Raw genomic sequence first — 18,122 nt, 5'->3', positions numbered from 1 at the left:
TTTTCCGTAGTCAGGAAAGTTTCTTATTTCATTAAAAGGGCGCAATTTTTGAATTGAAATTGTGCCTTTTTCAGTATGAGAGCCAGATCCTTAAATAACGCTTAGTGATTAATATGAAAAAATACTTAAAACAGAGGTTTCATTTTAAAGAAGATGTACTTAATGTTCAAAGGTGAAATATATTCTAAAGCCTCTTTGTATTAGTCAAAGTAAAATATCCTGATTTCCTCCTCTTCTACTATAAGGAGAGTCTTCCCAGCTATTTATAAAATACAATCTCTTCTACATCGAGAAGCCATTCCGTTGCTTCTGTGCCATCCGAATTGGCCTTCCAGAGGTTTCTTTTTGTGTCAATAATTGAGTAACCCCTTAGCCAAACGAGCTTCTTTATGGTTGGGACAAACTGAGGGGCATAATCTCCATATCCTTTAGGAGGATTGCTTATTTTCGTTTGTTTATTCGTGTCAATATCAATAGAATAAAGCACAGGAAGCGGGTGCTTGCTGAAGTCGTTTGTCCAATCTTGTTCTTTTATTCTCGAGGCTACGAGTAATTTATCAGTAATCCAATTGAAATCAAGATCTGAGTAATTGTCAGGCGTATATGACCCTGAAACAGGCATCTCCTTTACCTTTAAATCCTTATCTCTAAAACCAAAAACAATTCTTCCGCCCCCTGCGATATACGCCAACGTATCAGTTGAGGGTGCCCACTTAGGCTGGCCTACCTGTAAAATCATTTCGTCTAATACTTCGAAGTATTTTCCTTCCTTATCGATGACGCAAACCATATCGCTATCCATAGACCAGGAGGCAGTTGGGGTCACAACAAAGGAAATCCATTTGCCATTCGGGGAATAGGTTAGCTGTTCGGCATGTACGGCAATCAGTTTGTTCTTATCAGTTGTCCCAATTTCTCTTGGCAATGTAAAAAAAGGTTCCACTCCCCCAAAAAGAACAACGTTCTCATAATTATCGTCCACTTTTTTTGTAAACAAAGAAGCGCTTGACCACCCATCGGGGCGAAGAGTGCCGGATGAAGAAAGAAGGAAACCTGTACCGTCCGGAAGCCACGTAAAATCGTTGACTCCGGTTGCGATATTATAGAACCGCTGAAGGTTTGAGATGTCCAATATTCCTTTGTTTTTATAAGCTATAACGTTCTTATGAGGTGCCCATTTAGGCGAAGAGCCATCATAAAAAATTTTCTTCTTTTCCTCCGTTTTAATGTTATAGGTCCATAACTCTGACTGTGCTTCCCCTTTGTAGATTTCAGAAGGTTCTTCAACTTGATAAACCAGCAGGTTACCATCTGTCGACCATTGCGGTTTAGCGAATACCTTGCCCGAATTCGTCACTTGCTTTTCTTGATCACCTATTAAGGTCCACAAATTACCTCCCCTAATAAACGCAGCTTTCACCTGATTTTCTACAGCTGCTGATGGGGCTGAAGGAAACAGACTAGCAAGGATTATTATTAAGAAGAAAGCTCGTTTCATGTACATTTCTCCTTTCATGGATTATGTTCTTATTATCTTTCTAGACAGCTTTTTTATGTAGACAATGCCGCTTTTATTAACTAAGAGTAAAGAAAAATTGGACTTTTAAGTTAGAATCCCAGAATAAAGTAACGGGGCATACCTATATTTTGAACCAATAACTAAAAAGAATGTAGAAGAGGAAGCGTACGGAATGTGTCTTTTTTCATTTAAGGGCCATATTACTTTTGGTTATTTATGTTATAAATAGATAAATATACAAAAAAGTAGTTGAACAATTTCGCTAAATTTCTTAGTGTATAAGAAGGATGAGGTTTATAATGAAATATTTTACTAAAGAATGGTTCGAGTTGAGTCAAAAAACAAGTTTCCATCTTAATTTAGTGGAAGATCAAGAGGCTGAATTATTTTCAGAAGAATACTTTCAACAGCTTTACAATAGCGAATTAATGGATTGGCTTACTTTACGAGAAGAAATGTATACAATTGATTTTAATAAAGAAGAGGCAACAGAAGAATTTGATAACGCCTTCATCGTAAATCAGATGATTTTAAAAAGGCAATTACCACAAATGATTTTAGAACAGATAGCTGATTTAAGAGTTTTCGCTTTATATACAGCATCCCGTAAGGTCATAAATGCTTTAACTAAATTTTGTGAGGAAAATGAAAGGTCAGTAAATGCCATTAGTGAGAATTACAGAAGCTATTATAAAGAAGCCTCCACTTCATTTGATAAAGAAATTGTAGAGGATTTTCGATTCCATGATTGTAAGGTAATAAACTTAATTCAAAATGACACAAATTTAACATTAACCATAGATAATTCAGGTGGTTTTACAGATGTACATGAAGTAACCTTTGAAAATTCTCATCTAATAAAACAAGATGGTTTATTAGAAAATACATGGTGGTTGTATGAGGAAGTGTATAAAGTTAATAATCAATACGAATTTCATGCATTATTAAAAAATGGAGAGAACGAGTTAATTGACTTTATTATTTCAGCTGAACGAGTTTCCTTTACACGTAAGGACTTTTAGTCGAACAAAGTACTTCAACAATCAGGCGCAATAATTTAAAAAGATTTGAATGAATGAGAGGTTACGATTAATGCGAAATAGAGGTTCGGTAGTTATAGTAGAAAAGATAAGGTAGAATTAGTGATGACATTGTCTATTATGTTTTTCTTGGTGGTGGAATAGAAAAAGGGGAAACGCCAGAAGACGCAGCAAAAAGAGAAGCATTTGAAGAATTGGGAGTAGAAGTAAAGGTTAATGATTGTATAGCAAAAATTGAATATAAAGGAACCCAATACTTTTTCTTATCCGAAATCATTAATGGAACATTCGGAACTGGACAAGGTGAGAAATACACAGACAAAGAGAGAGATAGAGGAATATATTTGCCTTTGTGGATAGATATAAAAGGTTATTGTCTATTGATGTTAAACCGAGAGAAGTTGCTTTGATAGTTCAAACCTTATCAAGTAATGAGGAATTTAGGTGAATAAAGTTCTTCAACAATCGGGCGCAATTAGGTAGCAAGAATTGTGCTTTTCTTCATGAAAAGGGCCATTTAATTGAATAAAATACAATTGTAGGTTTGTAATAAAGTTTAATAAATTAAAGGATAACAACCTTGATATGAGAATAGATCTAAAGAGCATGTTTTGAAAAAGATTGATCAAAACATGCCTTTATTTAAAGTAGCAGATTAAATACTTTATAAAAAAGTTTGATTATTTTTTAAACCCTAGTTGAACTATAGGCACATTTGTTTAAGTACAGGTTTGTAATAAAGTTTGATTAAAAGCACCTCATGCCACCATTCAAATTCATATTTAAGAAGCAACCATTGAATTAGATGTACTCAAGCGATATTTTGCCACCTCACCCGCCTAGGATTTGTTATTTCTACCATGGTGTTTCAGTTTTATGTTCAATAACTTGTAATACTTTCGGTTCAACAGCTTTTAACAATTGTTCACTTGAACGATTGCTTTTAGGAACATCATCATTTTTTTCATCTTGAATTTGTCTTTCAGCCTGTGTTTTTGCAATCACATCAATCACTTGTTGTTTAGAGACATTTTTAGATGCTGCAATCTCGACAACCGATTTACCTTTTGCTAATTCTTGTTTTAATTCTGTTGGGCTAATTTTTAGTAAAGCAAACAGTTTTTCGTCGTTTAAAAAGGAATCAGCAGTATAATCAGGCTTCCCATTCGTAGAGAAAAAACCTTCTACTTTAATGTTTGAAGGTGTAGTCTCACCTCCGATTAGAGAAACACTGATTGTATTTCCTTGAACAAATACCTGGTAGAAAGGTGTTTTTGATCCCTTTTTGGTGTAATTCAACATAAACGTTTTTTGATCCGGGTTCTCTATTTGCTCCATAGCAAACTTGTACTCTTCGCTGTTGCCAAACATTTTATCAATTAGATAATCTACCTTCGACTTGATTTCCTGATCGGTTAAGGTAGTGAGTGGTTTCTCCTTTGGCTCCCAATTCTCCTGATTCACGTGTTCAATCGCACCCGTAATACCGTTTGTATGAAGGGAAATCTTTTTGCCAATTCCTCCTTTTTCCTGCAGTATGATGCTTGTTTGGACACCTTGCACCTTGCTTGCATTGATAATCTCAAACGATTTTGTCTCAGGAAATGCGTTATATAGCTTCTCAAGTGTTTCTTTGCCAACCTCATCCACCTTGACTTGTTCAACAGTCATTGGTGTTCTAGTAAGCATTTCAATCAAGTTAGGGGCCGCAAATGCTGCGGTTGGAATCAAAATCGCAGTAGCAACTAATCCACTAATTAATCGTTTTTTCATGTTTATTTCGCTCCTTTTTCGTTGGAAATATTGAGAATAGGATTGTTCTATTCGTTTGGAAATGGCCGGAGGGCACTCCATAGTTTCTGCCTCTTTGTGCAGATATTCACGGATTTTGCGTTCAATTGGCATTGATTTCTTCCATCCTTTCTGGGGGGAGATTACTTAAGTTTTTTCGAAGCACCTGAAGGCCAGCATGATACCTGGACTTGACCGTACCCAGCGGAATTTCGAGCAATGTCGCTATTTCCTCAAGTTTATAGTCGTGAAAAAAGCGGAGGACAATCACGGATCGTTGTTTATCGGTCAGTTTTTGGATTGCCTGTGTTATCATTTGCTTCGTCCCATCCATCAACACAGAAGGTTGATCCCAATGAGGCTCTTCCCGAGAAAAGGCACGGATGCGTTCAAAAATTCGGAATCTCCGCCAACTCTTGACCCGAAATCTCTGCACTTGACGGATTACCAAGCCATTTAGCCAGAAGTGAAAAGGTCTGTTCGTATCATAGTTAGCAAGGGAGGTCCACATTTGCATATAGATCTCATTCATGACATCTTCCCGATCCTGCTGATGATCGACCAGAAAGGAGACTGTCCGGTAGACGTCCTGATAGGTGGCATCATACATCGTACGAAACGCCTGTTGATCACCTTCTTTCATTTTTGTGAGTAATTGGTACATATATTCATTTTGCATTCAGAGGGTCCTCCTAAGTAAGCTTACACACTATATTGTCTCTCTATCAAAAAAAGGTTCGGTTCTTTATTTTTTTTTGCAAACGGCTGAGTGTCGGCGGTCATCGATCAGGAAGAAAATCAGGAGTACAACGACCCGTATGCCAGCCGAGGTTCATTGGCTAGTAAGCAATCAGGGGATAAACGTGGTAATTGGATCGTCGATGGCTATTTCTGTGAGGGGTAAAGAAATAGCCTTGGATTGGCCAAATAGTGGTGAACTATCATCGTACAATCGAACATTATTTTATAGCACTTAAACAAGTTGGTTTTCAGTTCTAGATTTACGTGAAGGTACACCGCGTGAACATTTTAGTAGTGAAGAAGAATTTATTAGAAGATAATGAATTCCGTTTTTACTGACTTTTTCTTGTGTGAAGTAAATAAATTTCCTAATATTGATTATTGAACTAATAGGGGCTTTAGTCGAATAGGGCGCAATTCCTATAAAAGGAGTTGTGTCTTTTTAGATAACCTTTAAAAGTGGTTTTGCATACTTGAAAGAAAATGTTCAGTAAAAAAGTAACCCAAAAGAATAAATCTCTAAGGTTACTTGAAACGTAAATAATATGTTTCAACTTAATTTTTTAGTACTAAGTTATTTTGAGAAGTTTTTATAAACTTATTAAATAAAAAACGTACAATTGGTCCCATAATAATAATTTGCAAAGGCAATGCTACAATAAAATTCCTACAAAACACAGAAAGGAATTCTTTGATAATCGAATTGGAATACAATCCATTGTGAAAATAACTTGTTATCAAACCATAAATAGACATAAAAAAAGCCATTCCAATAACCATGCATGTAGATAATGTTAGAATCTTAAATAGAACATTTGATGTATTTGCTGTTAATTTGAAAGCTATTTTTTTAGCTATAGGTCCCACTAGGTACAAGTCAAGAATGATAGCAACAATAAAACCTATTAAAAAATCAGTAATTCCGCCTAAGAAAGAAATTTGTCCAAATATATCATTAAGGTAGAAGTTATAAAGGGTCATAAAAAGTACCATTCCAAAACACATTATTAAACCAAAATATAGACTTTCTTTTCTAGTAGTTGGCATACGTCAACACTCCTTTCGTTACTTGAGTAAGTATATAAATTTTATAAATACTTAGTAAGTGACAATTCTGTGAAGGTTTTGGTGGGAATTATAAATATATGTTACTGCACAATATGAGGGCAGCATGCAATAGTTTATTCAATAATAGGGCGCGATTGGGGAACAAAAGGAACAGATGTAACAAAAGGAACAAATGAAAAACATGTATCATGTTTTGTGAAAGGAAATATAATGGAAACTCGGAGGTAGGTCGGAGCGGTAAGGTTTTCCTCCCTTGGTATTTATCAAAACCTAAATATTAGGGAAAGACAGACCGACGACCGACCTGCGCTTGACAGACTAGTTCCAAGCATGACATACACGGCCGGCCCATATTTTTTAAGAGATAAGGCATTACCCCAGTTTACATGTTTTGTTAAGAATAATATGTAAAAAATAAATCATTCCCTTGTTAAAAAGATCACTTAATATAGTGGTCTTTTATTTGCATTCAAATATGAATTAAAGAAGCAAACGCAGCATAAGCTAGCGTTATTTTTATTGTTTAAAATGATAAGGACCTAGGCAGGTTAAGATTTCTTTACCTTGTCCAAGTACTATTGATTTAATATTCAAATAAAATTAAGATGTTGAGGGGGAAATAAGTACTAAATTTACTGCTGATGGATCGCCGTATGCGATGAAAGTCGCCTGTACGGTGAAGGCTCGTTATAAAACCGAAAAGTTATAAGACGAGAACAGCGCACAAAACGATTTTAGAATTGATGGTTATAAAGGAAATGGTGAATTAACTTTCAAAATTAATCCCGCAATAGGATCCACAAGTATGAAGGTACAACAATCAACTGATGGAGGAATAACTTGGATTGATTCAACACTTGTTGCAGTATTTGATGGTCCTAATTTTAACCCAAACTATAACAACCCTATATTAACAGAAACAAGTTATGGTGTTAGAATTGGTGGATTAATGGTGGGCACTACCTATCACATTAAGTTAGTTGTAACAGGTGGCATTAAAGATGGTGATTCTAATATTGTAGTTACTACTTATTAATTCGTTTAGTTTAAACCTCACCAATAGGTGGGGTTTTTTCTTGAACAAAATTATACGCAATATAACTAGCATTATATTTTGCCTTCCACAATCAGCTGTGGAGGGCTATTTTTATACAACAAGACCTAAGCAATGCACTTTGCCGAGCGGTGCTATTTTTATTTGTGAGGTGTTGACATGGACAGTCAAACAGAAGCTTTAATCGGAATTTTATGTACAGTATTAGATGCTTTTATTGGGGTGCTCACTTACAACCGTAATCGAGACAAGGATGTTAAGAACGATGCATCTGATTCAGCCGTAATACGCACGAAACTAGACAATTAACGCTGGGGTAGAATCGATTAGGAATGATATTAAAGCACAAGAAATGCGTGTTACAGGGTTATCAGAGCGTGGTGACACCTTATATTAAAAATTATTATTAAAGAAGACCGAGAAATGTTTCTAGAGCTTAATTTTGAATATTAATTGAATTCCTCCGATATTTAATATGTTACAACATACACCAATGGAGTGATCAGTTTAATAAGCATAGATAAATATTTTCCTTGTTTACAAAATTTATATGAAGGAGTACAATAATTCCGTAAATCAGAACTAATAAAATATCGGCCAAATCTCAACAATTGAGAACGGAGGACCCATTATTTTGGGGTTAATTCTGCCTTGCAGAAAGGATGAGATATTCTCTTTCGCCATCCTACCCGTCAGCTAACTTCGTCGGCTAAAGCGAAGGAGGTCATAAAGAAGACCGCCTAACTCAGTAATTTTTTATTGCTTGTTTAGATCGGTCTTTTTTTATTTTCCAATAAAAGGGTTGCGAATGGTTTTTATTCCGCACATGATTCATATAAATTCAAATTTTGGGTAAAGTAATGTATTACTATGTACCACACTTAGGAGATAAAAATGAAGAGCTTAAAAGAAAATCTTGATCCTGCAAAGATTCTTGTTTTGGGATTCGCTATTCTAATTTTTATAGGTGCTTTTTTATTAACTCTACCTATAGCAACAGAAGATGGTAAAGGTCTAGCATTTTTAGATGCATTATTTACTGCTACGTCGGCTACATGCGTTACAGGTCTTGTAGTTGTTGATACCGGTGAAACATTTTCATTGTTTGGAGAAATTGTAATTCTAATCCTAATACAAGTAGGTGGGCTAGGATTTATGACATTTGCAACCTTTTTATTTGTTCTATTAGGGAAAAAAATTTCTTTAAAAGAAAGGTTGTTATTGAAAGAAGCTTTTAATACAAATTCAACTGCTGGCGTAGTTAGATTAGTTAAACGGATATTAATTTTCACTGTCATAACTGAATGTATTGGTGGTATATTGCTTGCCGTTCGTTTTTCGTTTGATATGTCTATTGGTCAAGCAATCTATTATGGATTCTTCCATGCCATTTCAAATTTTAATAATGCTGGTTTCGATTTAATGGGAGGGTTTAACAGTTTAACTGATTATGTTGACGATCCCATTGTAGTTTTAACAATTAGTTCTCTTATCATCTTAGGGGGATTAGGTTTTATTGTGATTAATGAACTTTATGAATATCGTGAAATTCGTACTTTCTCGGTACACACAAAGGTTGTTTTAAGCACAACGCTTATCCTTATTGTTGGAGCAACTATTTTAATATTCTTATTTGAGTATAGTAATGTAAAAACATTAGGTTCCTTATCTCCAACAGGAAAAGGTCTTGGCGCTTTATTCCATAGTGTTACACCTAGAACTGCTGGTGCTAATACATTATCTATGGGAGATTTAACTCATGCAACCTTGTTCTTAACCATCTTTTTGATGTTCATTGGAGGAGGATCAGGTTCGACTGCAGGTGGTATTAAAGTCACTACGTTCGCAGTATTAATTATAACTGCCCTTTCTCAACTAAAAGGAAAAGAAGAAGTAGTTTTATTTAAACGTCGTATTGTTATTGAAAATATCCTAAAGGCACTAACTGTCGCAATGAGTGGTATCATGATAGTAGTTGTTGTCACTTTCATGTTAAGTATTACGGAAAAAGGTCATGTATTTATAATGTATCTATTTGAAGCCACTTCAGCATTCGGTACTGTTGGTTTATCGATGGGGTTAACGCCTGAGCTTTCACCAATTGGTCGTTTTATAATTATTTTAACAATGTTTGTGGGGAGATTAGGACCTCTTACATTAGGTTTTGCAATTACTAAAAGACGTAAACAGGAAGCATACCGACGTCCAAAAGGTAAAATAATGATTGGATAAATAAACGGGGAGTGTATAGAGAGTGGATAAAAAACAATATGCTGTGATAGGATTAGGAAGATTTGGAACCAGTATCGCAAGAAGATTACATGAAGCTGGGCAAGAAGTTTTGGGTATAGATTTAGATGAAGAGAGTGTAGAAGATGCTGAAACTTTTTACACACACGGAGTTATTGCAGATTCTACGGATGAGAAGGCACTTAGATCCTTAGGAATTACCAACTTTGACTGTATAATTGTAGCAATTGGTGATGATATTCAAGCAAGTATTTTGACTTGTATGCTACTTAAAAATCTTGGATTAAAAAAAATAATCGCAAAAGCTATTGGAAAACGTCACGGTCAAGTTTTAGAAGCAATAGGAGTGGATTGGATTATCTATCCTGAAAGGGATATGGGAGACCGAGTTGCCAATCAACTTCTTTCACCAAACACTCTCGATTATATTGAACTTTCTAAGGATCATAATATAGAAGAAATTATTATCCCTTCAAAAATGGTTGGTAAGAACTTAAAAGAGCTGAACATTCGTGCTAAATTCAACGTTAGTGTAATCGCAATAATAAGAACTGGAGATATTATCGTTTCACCATCTCCTGAGGAATTACTACAAAGAGAAGATCTGTTAGTAACTATTGGTAAAAGAAGTGATTTAGCAAGGTTCTCAAGTTTAAATGACTAAGAGAATATTTAGCTTTGATAAGGTAAATAATGTAGCAAACAAATAGCCAGGTGCTCGAATGAGTACCTGGATTTATTTAAACTAAACCTCTAATTCATCATGTTTCTTCTTTTTAGGTACAACTTTCATTACTACAGTAACAGCCTCATCTATAGTTTCTCCAAGCATCGATTTCAGATTATACACCAAGTTTTCAACCTTATCGGCTACCCACAAAACAATGATGCCTCCGCATAATGTAAACCCAATAAAATCAATGATGTTCATGGGCCATCGCCTTTATAATTTGAGTAATCGAAAAATCTTACGTATTTCCATTTCATCTAAATGGCGAAGAAAATTGGACAATTACCATTGCGAACACGATCTCGCACTATTAAATCATGCAGAACAAACAAACCCGTTGACTGGGAAGCCACGAAACGTCAGTAAGTATGTAAAGAGGTTAATTGAAGAGGATATGAAACGACCACCTCAAAGTAAATTTAGGATTGATCGAAATGAGCCTATCATCATAGAAGAAGAAACGTACTCAATTGAAACTAAAGAGGCCATGAACAGTTTTATATAAAACAAAAAATCACTCTCTAAATGAGTAGTGATTTTTTTATACACCTGCCATATAATAATTATTATGCAAACTAATAAAGTGGGGTACAAACTTTCAAAAACGGTAGTACCTCACTTTTACCCCAGTTGATTTACTTTTATAACCCCTTATTACAAAAAACCTGGCATTTATGAAAACAGTATTTTTAGGTAAGCCTAGAAATGCTGATATAGCAAGGGTTGTGGGGTATGACTTATGAGTGTACCCCATAATTGGCGCATGGATTTATTCTATTTTAATGAATAAAGATTTTGCTTGAGTTGCTTTCAATACTTTCGTTAATTTAAAAACCCAACTACAAAAAAAATTTGTAGTTGGGTTTTCGTAACATGATATTTATACTTGTACTACTTTTAAATAGCTAATTAATTTCTATACATTAACTCCGTATACGTATCACCATATGGAGTTGCAGTTTCAGTGATATACGTGTTGATAATTGTACCCATAGGATTTCTTACTACATTTTTTACTTTGTGGTAAATAACATCTTTTCTAACACCAACACGGATATATTTAGTAGGGTACTGCGATTCATAAGTCCTTGTAGATGTAAAACTATGTGAAAATGAAATACCGAACGTTGATGAACCTTGTGCAAAGGAGCCGTTTATACTCCAAGTGATTCCGCCAGCGATGGATACACTTTTCACTTTATCCCAACCTGGTGTAGCGGGGTGATAACCAATAAATGCGCGTGAAACAGTGTATTTTTCAAGTGTTGTCTGAGTTGTCTGATTACATGTAGCACATAAAGGTTGTATGCTGTTATTCAGATAAGATTGGTAATCTTCTTCTGATTCAAACAAAATCATGCCACCGTCTTCTGTTGGTACGCTATACCTATCATCTGTCACAAATTCTAAATCTTCAAAGGGTAGTAATTCTGAATCACTTTCGGCTGCATGGACTAAAAGGCTACTGCAACTAAAAACTAAAAATAACACAAAGCTAAAGAACAACGAACTAAGTAACTTATTTCCAGTTATTGCTGTCATCTTTTAACAACCCCCCCTGTATTTGTAATTCAATTTCCATTATATACTAAGTGGCAATATTTGTATATACTAGTTTAGATTATTGTATAATATGTAAGTATTAACTAAAGTTATTAAATTTTAAAAGAAGGTGGAAAAAGAGTCGTGAAAAAGAGGTTAACAGTTTGTGCTTTACTTGGATTATTGTTAATGCAAACGGCTTGCAGCTATAGTGTGGATGTTAACTATGAAGAGAACAATCCCGAAATTGTTCTTTCTGAAAATACAAAATTAGAAAATTTAAGAGTACTAGAACTGGATGCTAATCATGAAGAAAGTAAGAAGGTTCTTAACATATTTGGAGAAGAATTAAAGGATGGAATTTATGCTTATGATGAAAATGAACATAAAACATATATTTTAATAAATTCAACTACAAAGAATTACTCTGATTACTCCTTTAAATATAATAAGGAAAAGAAAATTTTAACTTTTACCTATACAACTACAGAAGGAAGTAGCACAAATTACAAAAAGCTATTTCTTTTAGAAAGTAACAAGAAGAATCCCTATGAGGAAATCAAACTTCTTAATAATGGGAATGATGATGGTTTCATAGGTGTGTATACACGATAAACAATAATTTATAAATGTTTTACGTGGCGGTCGAACATAGGGGAGTCCGTTCTTCAAAAAAATGGTCGACAATTCTACAAATGAGGATAACCGATGAGCATGGAGTACCAGAGAAAGGAATATGTATCATTTTGCGCTTTGGTAACTGAGAATGACAAAGGGGGGAACACTGAAGCCTCGAGCTTGGAATTTTCTATCTCATAATATGTAGGCTTCTATAAAACCAGTAAGGCACAGGATGATGTGTTTTACTGGTTTAGAACCATGGTACTTCCAATTTAAAAGAAAAATTTACAGATTTTGAACGAAATGAAGAATCGCATGTCTAATGGAGGAAGGAGGCGAAAAGGATGATATTTGAATTAGAGCAGCGTGCTATACGCGGGGATCATAAAGCGATACTTTCCCTTATTGAAATGGATCAGGATATTTTGTATCGTCTGGCCATTACATATATGAAGAATGAGCAAGATGCTATGGACGTGATGCTATTTTAATGGTGATATTTCCGCGTCGCAGCAAAGTGTATCCGTAAAGATGAATCAGGATCATCAAGGTAAATTTTTAATGTTTTCTGCTGCAATAAAAGAAGATGGTACGCTGTTAGAGTCCAAAGGTATTTCGTTTTCACGAGATGAGCAATACGTAGTGGAAACGACACAATTTGAAGATTATAATGGAAAGGCAAAAATATTTAAACTATTACGCCAATCCTATCAGGAGAAATATTGAACTGAATATTCCTTTGCAATAAAGTAAAGATGTTCAAATAGGCTCTCCTTTTTGGGCATCTTTTTTTCATTCTTTCATTCTTTCATCATCAATGAAAAACCTCCATACCTTCTATTAAAGATCAAAGCTGCCTAGAACCATAAAGTCCACAATAACGCCGCTTACTGGATTTTCAGACCCCAATACACTAATGCCTAATACCGTTACACCACTAATATTTGTCACATTCGCAGAGACATATTTTCCAGCAATATTCTTTTCTCTCATTTGTACTCTAGGTCTTAAATTAATCGATGCATTTGTGGAGTATACACTTGATACTGCGAAATCAATAGTTGATAATAAAGGATTGCCATTCGCTAATGCATTGTCTGTAACATAAAAGGTAGCGATCCCATTTGCGTCTGATGTAGCTTGTCCATAAATAATGCGCTTTTCTTTTTTTGGATTCGACTCACCAGCTTTAAATACATGTAATAGTGTTGGTGCGAGTTTAATTATTTCAATGCTCATAGTCATTCTCCTTCATTTAATATTTTAGTATCCATCCTATTCATGCAATGCTATTCTATGAACTTTTTATTCGTTTATTACTTTATTAGGGATGAGAAAAATGGATGTGATTTCTCCTTTAAGCAATTTAAGGGTCACTTGGGGATGTAGTGACCCTCCATCAAAAAATAAGGGGAAATACTAGCTTACTAATTACGTTTGTGTAACTAATTCTACCGCTTCGATTACTAAAGGCGTACCTGCAGTGAGTGTACCTGTAACGTCGTTAAAGGTTAACTCTGTTGCAGAAACTGTATAGGAGCCACCTTCCTGTAATACCCCATTAATATAGAAATTATAGTAGCCATTTGTGACTACTGGGAAAGCAGTAGCGGCATTTCCACTATCATCTAAAAAGGCAGTTGCAGCAATAGTCGTGCCATCAGTGACAGCTAAATTTGCTGCTAAAATATTAAAAAATTTAGTGGAAGTTCCTGTAACATTTACATGGATATTTATAATTGAAAGTGCCATTTTTTCACCTCCCTTCAAAAAAATAATCTTTAGTGAGTTGTTATACGAGTCAAAAAGTAGATTGTTTTCACACCAGAAAATGAAGGTTTTCAAGAAAATACAACTTATTATATTTCCACTAATAGTATATGAATTGAATATGGAGGATGGTTTGGCGATAGGTCTATTAAAGAAAATTTGATAGAGGATAAAGGGAGAGCGGCAGATACTCGACCAACACTACATTAATGTACTGATGGCAAGACATTCTTGGTCAGGAAATAAATATAATTCATAGGGAAATTAATTATGAAATAGAATAGTGCGAGGGAAAATGCTTGCTTTAACACTTAAGCAAGTCATGGATAATGATGAAATCAGTCGCTTAGTGTTGCTAGGGAAGACTAAACTTGTCATTTCTTGCGCTTACCCGGGAAATTATTTTTATTTCCTAGCGATATGCTTTTTGTAAGGGCAAGATCATGGAAAGAAAGAACAGCATACTAAAAGGAAATAGACATATTCGTCTATTTCCTGTTCCATAGCTATTAACCTTGCTTTATGTTTGGCTTTTGGGATCGAGTGATATTGCTCGTAGCGGCACATTCTACAAGAGCAATGCACTTTACCTTTGCTCAATGTACCCCTTATAGGCATGTATTCATTTTCCCGTAACATAATATTTTGTAAAATAGCCCATTTCTTTTGAATCTTTCGCTCTCTTTGATGGCGAATATAGGCCCTTGATCGATTTTTCATCCATATCAGCTCCCTTGAGAAACCCAAGCTTGCAGAGAGGTCAAGGGATGTAGCAGCACTCCCTACAAGCTTGGTATGTCGCTGATAGTCCACATAAATCTTTTCATCTTATCAGTCCTTTTTACGAAAAGCCGCAGCATCATCGTACGTTACTTCTCAAAATAGTTTATGGTGGAGCTCATTCAACACAAAGTACTTTCATGCCCTTTTAATGTACAATTTTTGGTTATAAAAGAGTACATTCTTTTCCAGATGGAGAATATAAGACAATCTTAGTCGCGAGACCAGAAAGTGAATTACACAAACCTTGGTGATTTTGAAGAGCTAAAATGAGAGGGTATGGCTCCCAAGGCTGAAAGACTAACTTCCATTATATTGCATTTTTTCGGAAGCTCCTGATTTGTTGCGGATAAGACTTCTAAGTGTCTTGAAACTGCAATACATAATAATTAGAAAAAATTTCAAATTTTGATTCGTTCAGGTCCATCTTTAATGAGATAATATTCCTTATAAGGGTGGTGTTTGGAAGGGGAAATTAAATAGATAGTGTTACTTCGATGTCATTTCCACAAAATTTACTCTTGTGTCAAGTTACTGTTACAGAAATAAAAATGGTTTCAATCGAAGGGGAGATAATGTATGGGCGAAAAGGAGAATTCTTTAGAAGAAAAAAATAAGGAGGCTATAAAATTTTCAATTGTAATACCCGCGCATAATGAAGAACAGTACATTGGGAAATGCATAGAATCCATCTTAAAAGCTTCTAAACCATATGAAAATCAAGTTGAAATCATTGTTATCTTAAATCGATGTACGGATAAAACGGAGGAAATTGCAAGATCGTATCATTGTATCGTATTAAAGAATGACGACAAGAACCTTTCTAAGATAAGGAACGCTGGTGTTGAAATAGCGAGAGGTGAAATCATTGTTACGATTGATGCAGATACACTGATGAATGATCATGTGTTGTCAAAGGTAGAGGAGTATTTAAGCTCAGGAAAGTACATTGGAGGCGGAGTTACAGGAAAGTTTGAAAGAATGTCCTTAGGAATTTTTGTTTCAGCATTGTTATTAATTGGCCCATTATTCTTTAAGTATGGAGCTATTTCTGTGGGGATTTTTTGGTGTTATAAAAAGGACTTTAAATTGATCAATGGTTTTAATGAAGAAATGCTTATGGCGGAAGATGCAGATTTCGCTAAACGATTAAAAGTGTTGGGCAAAAAGAGTGGGAAAAAATTTGGGACCATTCAAAATGGAATGATCACTTCAAGTAGGAAGTTTGATAAAAATGGAGATTGGATATTACTTAAACGTCCATCCATTATCTTAGCCTATCTGAAAGGAACAGATCGAAAGTATGCGGATGAAGCCTATTATGAAAATCAAGATAGATAAAGAAGGGTTCTTAAGCTAGATTTCAAGTAGAGAGATAAAAATAAAGAAACCATTGTGCCGTTAATCCTTATTCGATTAACGCTTTTTTTACGTTTTATTGATTGATAGTGATATACCTATTATTAATAGAGGTGAAAAATGAGGGGATGTAGAATTCAACAGTAAATGTAAAGTTTTATGAAAGGAGAATGTAAATGACTACACCTAATAATCGTACGCCCATTAAAAACAGAATCGGTGCTGTATTTATTCCAGTTCGTAACTTAGAGAAGGCAATAGAATGGTACAGAAAAATACTTGGTTTGGAAGGAGGAGAAGAGCATTTTGGACATTTATTCGTGGCGCCTATGGAAGGAACGGCAGGATTAATTTTAGATGCTATGCCAAAGTGGAGAAAAAAGGATGGGGATATTGCCACCTACCAAGTTCCATCCATTCAGCTTGTAACGGATGATCTCCAAGCTTCATATCAATTTATGAAGGAGCATCATGTTGAACTTGTGACAGAAATACAGGATGATTTTTATTTTGTGTTCAAAGATCTAGATGGGAATGTATTAATGATTTGTAAAAACACTTAGCACTTTATATAGGCAGCTATTTTTCTGGATAAAGCCAATCGTACTGAATAGTAAAGGGAGGAAAGTAGTACTATGAAAACAACTGAAAATTTTACAGATAAGGCTGAAATATATGCGCAATATCGTCCTAGTTACCCTAATGAATATATTGATTACTTGCTTTCAGCTAATCAACTTAAAGAAGAACAGATCGTGGCCGATATTGGTTCGGGTACGGGGATATTGAGTCGTCAGCTGCTGGAAAAAGGTATGAATGTTATAGGAGTAGAGCCAAATGATGACATGAGAAAGATGGCTGAGGAGTCATTAAGCATATATTCTCGTTTTAAATCAATAAAAGGAACTGCCGAAAACACTACTTTAAAAGGTAATAGCGTTGATTTAGTAACAGTTGCACAGGCATTTCATTGGTTTGATAAAAAAGCATTTAAAATTGAATGCCAACGAATAGTAAGGGAAAAGGCTAATGTTGCTCTTGTGTGGAATAGCAGAGATTTAACAAGTCCGATTATTCAAGAGAATGCAGAAATTTGCCAAAGGACCTGCTTAAATTTCAAAGGATTTAGCGGTGGAATGGAAGAAACCCAAGACGTTTTTCACAGCTTTTTTAAGGATGGAAAGTATGAGTTTAAAAAGTATCAAAATGATTTAGTATTTGATTATGAAGGTTTCTTGGGAAGGAATTTATCAGCATCGTATGCTCCCAAAAAACATGACGAAAAATATCAAGAATTCGTTTACTTACTGTCGGCGTTATTCGAAAAGTACAGTAACAATGGAAAAATGGTTCTCCAAAATATAACGCGAAGCTATTTAGGTACTATCTAAAAGTGTTGCTAAAATCAACCTAATCAAAATGATTTCCATTTTTTTGATAGTCATAAAAACCCCCAATATGCAACTTTATAAAAGTGAATATTGGGGGTAGTGCCACATGAATTACTTATTTTTTTCATTTTGAATACGACTGAAATCTACTTCCTCAGCGAACTCTTCTCTGTTTTCACGCTCTCTGTTAGCATTTTGATTTTGATTCTGTTGTTTTTTGTTGTCTTGAGTTTTATTATTCTTATGTTTATTATTACCCATGATCTTCTCACCTCCACCATTAGTGTGGGTGAAAGATGTTTTTTTATCCGCATAAAGTACAAATTGTGATGCTTCATAAGCTATGGATTGAGTAACATTTACTCGTTTGTCAAAAATAAAAAAAGTAGCCAAGGTGAAGCACCTTAAATTTAAAACAAAAAGACAGAGTTTAATCCACAAGCTCTGTAGATTAAATCTGCCTATT

General features: G+C 34.8%; 22 protein-coding genes, 1 pseudogene and 1 riboswitch. Of the genes and pseudogenes, 13 read left to right on the top strand and 10 right to left on the bottom strand.

The window, feature by feature from the left end:
- Nucleotides 1–259 precede the first annotated feature (259 nt).
- Complete coding sequence (locus KVT27_RS09850) at nt 260–1,498, bottom strand: TolB family protein (protein WP_217581229.1); 1,239 nt, start codon at nt 1,496–1,498, stop codon at nt 260–262.
- 320 nt (nt 1,499–1,818) lie between these two features.
- Between KVT27_RS09850 and KVT27_RS09845 the strand changes: the two genes are divergently transcribed.
- Together KVT27_RS09845 and KVT27_RS27525 are read left to right on the top strand one after the other, a co-directional pair.
- The gene (locus tag KVT27_RS09845; RefSeq protein WP_208705970.1) at nt 1,819–2,541 is read left to right on the top strand and encodes a DUF4085 family protein; all 723 of its coding nucleotides are present in this window, start codon (nt 1,819–1,821) and stop codon (nt 2,539–2,541) included.
- Between the two features lie 70 nt (nt 2,542–2,611).
- A pseudogene (locus KVT27_RS27525) lies at nt 2,612–3,007 on the top strand (NUDIX hydrolase).
- Between the two features lie 407 nt (nt 3,008–3,414).
- On the opposite strand, the gene KVT27_RS09835 reads toward KVT27_RS27525, so the two are convergent.
- The 3 genes from KVT27_RS09835 to KVT27_RS09825 form a co-directional block, all read right to left on the bottom strand.
- Nucleotides 3,415–4,464, bottom strand: coding sequence for a hypothetical protein (locus tag KVT27_RS09835; RefSeq protein WP_217581228.1), 1,050 nt, complete (start codon nt 4,462–4,464; stop codon nt 3,415–3,417).
- The gene (locus KVT27_RS09830; RefSeq protein ID WP_208705971.1) at nt 4,454–5,029 is read right to left on the bottom strand and encodes a sigma-70 family RNA polymerase sigma factor; all 576 of its coding nucleotides are present in this window, start codon (nt 5,027–5,029) and stop codon (nt 4,454–4,456) included. The genes KVT27_RS09835 and KVT27_RS09830 overlap by 11 nt, the downstream gene beginning before the upstream one ends.
- Before the next feature lie 617 nt (nt 5,030–5,646).
- Nucleotides 5,647–6,138 carry a DUF2798 domain-containing protein gene (locus tag KVT27_RS09825; protein ID WP_217581227.1) on the bottom strand — a complete coding sequence of 164 codons (492 nt, stop codon included), beginning with the start codon at nt 6,136–6,138 and terminating at the stop codon, nt 5,647–5,649.
- An 826-nt stretch (nt 6,139–6,964) separates the two neighbouring features.
- Between KVT27_RS09825 and KVT27_RS09820 the strand changes: the two genes are divergently transcribed.
- The 4 genes from KVT27_RS09820 to KVT27_RS09805 all read left to right on the top strand — a co-directional run bounded on the left by KVT27_RS09820 (nt 6,965) and on the right by KVT27_RS09805 (nt 10,127).
- Entirely contained in the window at nt 6,965–7,195 is a 231-nt protein-coding gene (locus tag KVT27_RS09820; protein ID WP_036225714.1) for a hypothetical protein, read from the top strand.
- A gap of 177 nt (nt 7,196–7,372) precedes the next feature.
- The gene (locus KVT27_RS09815; RefSeq protein ID WP_161785567.1) at nt 7,373–7,522 is read left to right on the top strand and encodes a hypothetical protein; all 150 of its coding nucleotides are present in this window, start codon (nt 7,373–7,375) and stop codon (nt 7,520–7,522) included.
- A gap of 276 nt (nt 7,523–7,798) precedes the next feature.
- Nucleotides 7,799–7,939, top strand: a riboswitch (cyclic di-AMP (ydaO/yuaA leader).
- A 168-nt stretch (nt 7,940–8,107) separates the two neighbouring features.
- Nucleotides 8,108–9,445, top strand: a complete 1,338-nt coding sequence (locus KVT27_RS09810) for a TrkH family potassium uptake protein (RefSeq protein WP_208705975.1) — start codon at nt 8,108–8,110, stop codon at nt 9,443–9,445.
- 22 nt (nt 9,446–9,467) lie between these two features.
- The gene (locus KVT27_RS09805) at nt 9,468–10,127 is read left to right on the top strand and encodes a potassium channel family protein (RefSeq protein ID WP_036126353.1); all 660 of its coding nucleotides are present in this window, start codon (nt 9,468–9,470) and stop codon (nt 10,125–10,127) included.
- A gap of 81 nt (nt 10,128–10,208) precedes the next feature.
- Here the strand turns inward: KVT27_RS09805 and KVT27_RS09800 are convergent, their stop codons facing one another.
- Nucleotides 10,209–10,394 (bottom strand): hypothetical protein, encoded by a 186-nt coding sequence (locus tag KVT27_RS09800; RefSeq protein ID WP_208705976.1) that lies wholly within the window; start codon nt 10,392–10,394, stop codon nt 10,209–10,211.
- Between the two features lie 19 nt (nt 10,395–10,413).
- Here KVT27_RS09800 and KVT27_RS09795 point away from each other — a divergent pair, with 19 nt between their 5' ends.
- Entirely contained in the window at nt 10,414–10,698 is a 285-nt protein-coding gene (locus tag KVT27_RS09795) for a hypothetical protein (RefSeq protein ID WP_217581226.1), read from the top strand.
- A gap of 404 nt (nt 10,699–11,102) precedes the next feature.
- Here the strand turns inward: KVT27_RS09795 and KVT27_RS09790 are convergent, their stop codons facing one another.
- The gene (locus KVT27_RS09790) at nt 11,103–11,735 is read right to left on the bottom strand and encodes a hypothetical protein (protein ID WP_036126346.1); all 633 of its coding nucleotides are present in this window, start codon (nt 11,733–11,735) and stop codon (nt 11,103–11,105) included.
- A gap of 144 nt (nt 11,736–11,879) precedes the next feature.
- Between KVT27_RS09790 and KVT27_RS09785 the strand changes: the two genes are divergently transcribed.
- From KVT27_RS09785 to KVT27_RS09775, 3 genes are all read left to right on the top strand, one after another.
- On the top strand, nt 11,880–12,350 hold the full coding sequence (locus KVT27_RS09785) for a hypothetical protein (RefSeq protein ID WP_036148636.1): 471 nt from the start codon (nt 11,880–11,882) through the stop codon (nt 12,348–12,350).
- A gap of 350 nt (nt 12,351–12,700) precedes the next feature.
- Nucleotides 12,701–12,847 carry an RNA polymerase sigma factor gene (locus KVT27_RS09780; protein ID WP_233301760.1) on the top strand — a complete coding sequence of 49 codons (147 nt, stop codon included), beginning with the start codon at nt 12,701–12,703 and terminating at the stop codon, nt 12,845–12,847.
- 40 nt (nt 12,848–12,887) lie between these two features.
- Nucleotides 12,888–13,082 carry a hypothetical protein gene (locus KVT27_RS09775; RefSeq protein ID WP_217581225.1) on the top strand — a complete coding sequence of 65 codons (195 nt, stop codon included), beginning with the start codon at nt 12,888–12,890 and terminating at the stop codon, nt 13,080–13,082.
- Nucleotides 13,083–13,196: 114 nt separating this feature from the next.
- Here the strand turns inward: KVT27_RS09775 and KVT27_RS09770 are convergent, their stop codons facing one another.
- The 3 genes from KVT27_RS09770 to KVT27_RS09760 form a co-directional block, all read right to left on the bottom strand.
- Nucleotides 13,197–13,595, bottom strand: coding sequence for a hypothetical protein (locus KVT27_RS09770; RefSeq protein WP_208705977.1), 399 nt, complete (start codon nt 13,593–13,595; stop codon nt 13,197–13,199).
- A 192-nt stretch (nt 13,596–13,787) separates the two neighbouring features.
- Nucleotides 13,788–14,108 (bottom strand): DUF4183 domain-containing protein, encoded by a 321-nt coding sequence (locus KVT27_RS09765; RefSeq protein WP_036126339.1) that lies wholly within the window; start codon nt 14,106–14,108, stop codon nt 13,788–13,790.
- Nucleotides 14,109–14,567: 459 nt separating this feature from the next.
- On the bottom strand, nt 14,568–14,846 hold the full coding sequence (locus KVT27_RS09760; protein ID WP_217581224.1) for a hypothetical protein: 279 nt from the start codon (nt 14,844–14,846) through the stop codon (nt 14,568–14,570).
- 639 nt (nt 14,847–15,485) lie between these two features.
- Between KVT27_RS09760 and KVT27_RS09755 the strand changes: the two genes are divergently transcribed.
- From KVT27_RS09755 to KVT27_RS09745, 3 genes are all read left to right on the top strand, one after another.
- Nucleotides 15,486–16,247 (top strand): glycosyltransferase, encoded by a 762-nt coding sequence (locus KVT27_RS09755; RefSeq protein ID WP_036126338.1) that lies wholly within the window; start codon nt 15,486–15,488, stop codon nt 16,245–16,247.
- 194 nt (nt 16,248–16,441) lie between these two features.
- Nucleotides 16,442–16,828: a VOC family protein gene (locus KVT27_RS09750; RefSeq protein ID WP_036126335.1), complete on the top strand. Its 387-nt coding sequence runs from the start codon at nt 16,442–16,444 to the stop codon at nt 16,826–16,828.
- A gap of 72 nt (nt 16,829–16,900) precedes the next feature.
- Nucleotides 16,901–17,656: a class I SAM-dependent methyltransferase gene (locus tag KVT27_RS09745; protein WP_217581223.1), complete on the top strand. Its 756-nt coding sequence runs from the start codon at nt 16,901–16,903 to the stop codon at nt 17,654–17,656.
- Between the two features lie 111 nt (nt 17,657–17,767).
- On the opposite strand, the gene KVT27_RS09740 is transcribed toward KVT27_RS09745, so the two are convergent.
- Nucleotides 17,768–18,049 (bottom strand): hypothetical protein, encoded by a 282-nt coding sequence (locus KVT27_RS09740; RefSeq protein ID WP_036126330.1) that lies wholly within the window; start codon nt 18,047–18,049, stop codon nt 17,768–17,770.
- Nucleotides 18,050–18,122 lie beyond the last annotated feature (73 nt).

The sequence above is a fragment of the Lysinibacillus sp. GbtcB16 genome, assembly GCF_019091145.1.
Lineage (GTDB): Bacteria > Bacillota > Bacilli > Bacillales_A > Planococcaceae > Lysinibacillus > Lysinibacillus fusiformis.
The sequence above is the reverse complement of the archived record's forward strand: the minus strand, read 5'-3'. Positions and strand labels throughout refer to the sequence as shown.

Coding starts and splice junctions, on each gene's coding strand:
- KVT27_RS09830 (WP_208705971.1), bottom strand. CDS start 5,029: ATGCAAAATGAATATATGTACCAATTACTCACAAAAATGAAAGAAGGT.
- KVT27_RS09745 (WP_217581223.1), top strand. CDS start 16,901: ATGAAAACAACTGAAAATTTTACAGATAAGGCTGAAATATATGCGCAA.
- KVT27_RS09815 (WP_161785567.1), top strand. CDS start 7,373: ATGGACAGTCAAACAGAAGCTTTAATCGGAATTTTATGTACAGTATTA.
- KVT27_RS09755 (WP_036126338.1), top strand. CDS start 15,486: ATGGGCGAAAAGGAGAATTCTTTAGAAGAAAAAAATAAGGAGGCTATA.
- KVT27_RS09750 (WP_036126335.1), top strand. CDS start 16,442: ATGACTACACCTAATAATCGTACGCCCATTAAAAACAGAATCGGTGCT.
- KVT27_RS09765 (WP_036126339.1), bottom strand. CDS start 14,108: ATGGCACTTTCAATTATAAATATCCATGTAAATGTTACAGGAACTTCC.
- KVT27_RS09790 (WP_036126346.1), bottom strand. CDS start 11,735: ATGACAGCAATAACTGGAAATAAGTTACTTAGTTCGTTGTTCTTTAGC.
- KVT27_RS09775 (WP_217581225.1), top strand. CDS start 12,888: ATGAATCAGGATCATCAAGGTAAATTTTTAATGTTTTCTGCTGCAATA.
- KVT27_RS09835 (WP_217581228.1), bottom strand. CDS start 4,464: ATGCCAATTGAACGCAAAATCCGTGAATATCTGCACAAAGAGGCAGAA.
- KVT27_RS09780 (WP_233301760.1), top strand. CDS start 12,701: ATGATATTTGAATTAGAGCAGCGTGCTATACGCGGGGATCATAAAGCG.
- KVT27_RS09820 (WP_036225714.1), top strand. CDS start 6,965: ATGAAGGTACAACAATCAACTGATGGAGGAATAACTTGGATTGATTCA.
- KVT27_RS09770 (WP_208705977.1), bottom strand. CDS start 13,595: ATGAGCATTGAAATAATTAAACTCGCACCAACACTATTACATGTATTT.
- KVT27_RS09810 (WP_208705975.1), top strand. CDS start 8,108: ATGAAGAGCTTAAAAGAAAATCTTGATCCTGCAAAGATTCTTGTTTTG.
- KVT27_RS09800 (WP_208705976.1), bottom strand. CDS start 10,394: ATGAACATCATTGATTTTATTGGGTTTACATTATGCGGAGGCATCATT.
- KVT27_RS09850 (WP_217581229.1), bottom strand. CDS start 1,498: ATGAAACGAGCTTTCTTCTTAATAATAATCCTTGCTAGTCTGTTTCCT.
- KVT27_RS09760 (WP_217581224.1), bottom strand. CDS start 14,846: ATGAAAAATCGATCAAGGGCCTATATTCGCCATCAAAGAGAGCGAAAG.
- KVT27_RS09825 (WP_217581227.1), bottom strand. CDS start 6,138: ATGCCAACTACTAGAAAAGAAAGTCTATATTTTGGTTTAATAATGTGT.
- KVT27_RS09845 (WP_208705970.1), top strand. CDS start 1,819: ATGAAATATTTTACTAAAGAATGGTTCGAGTTGAGTCAAAAAACAAGT.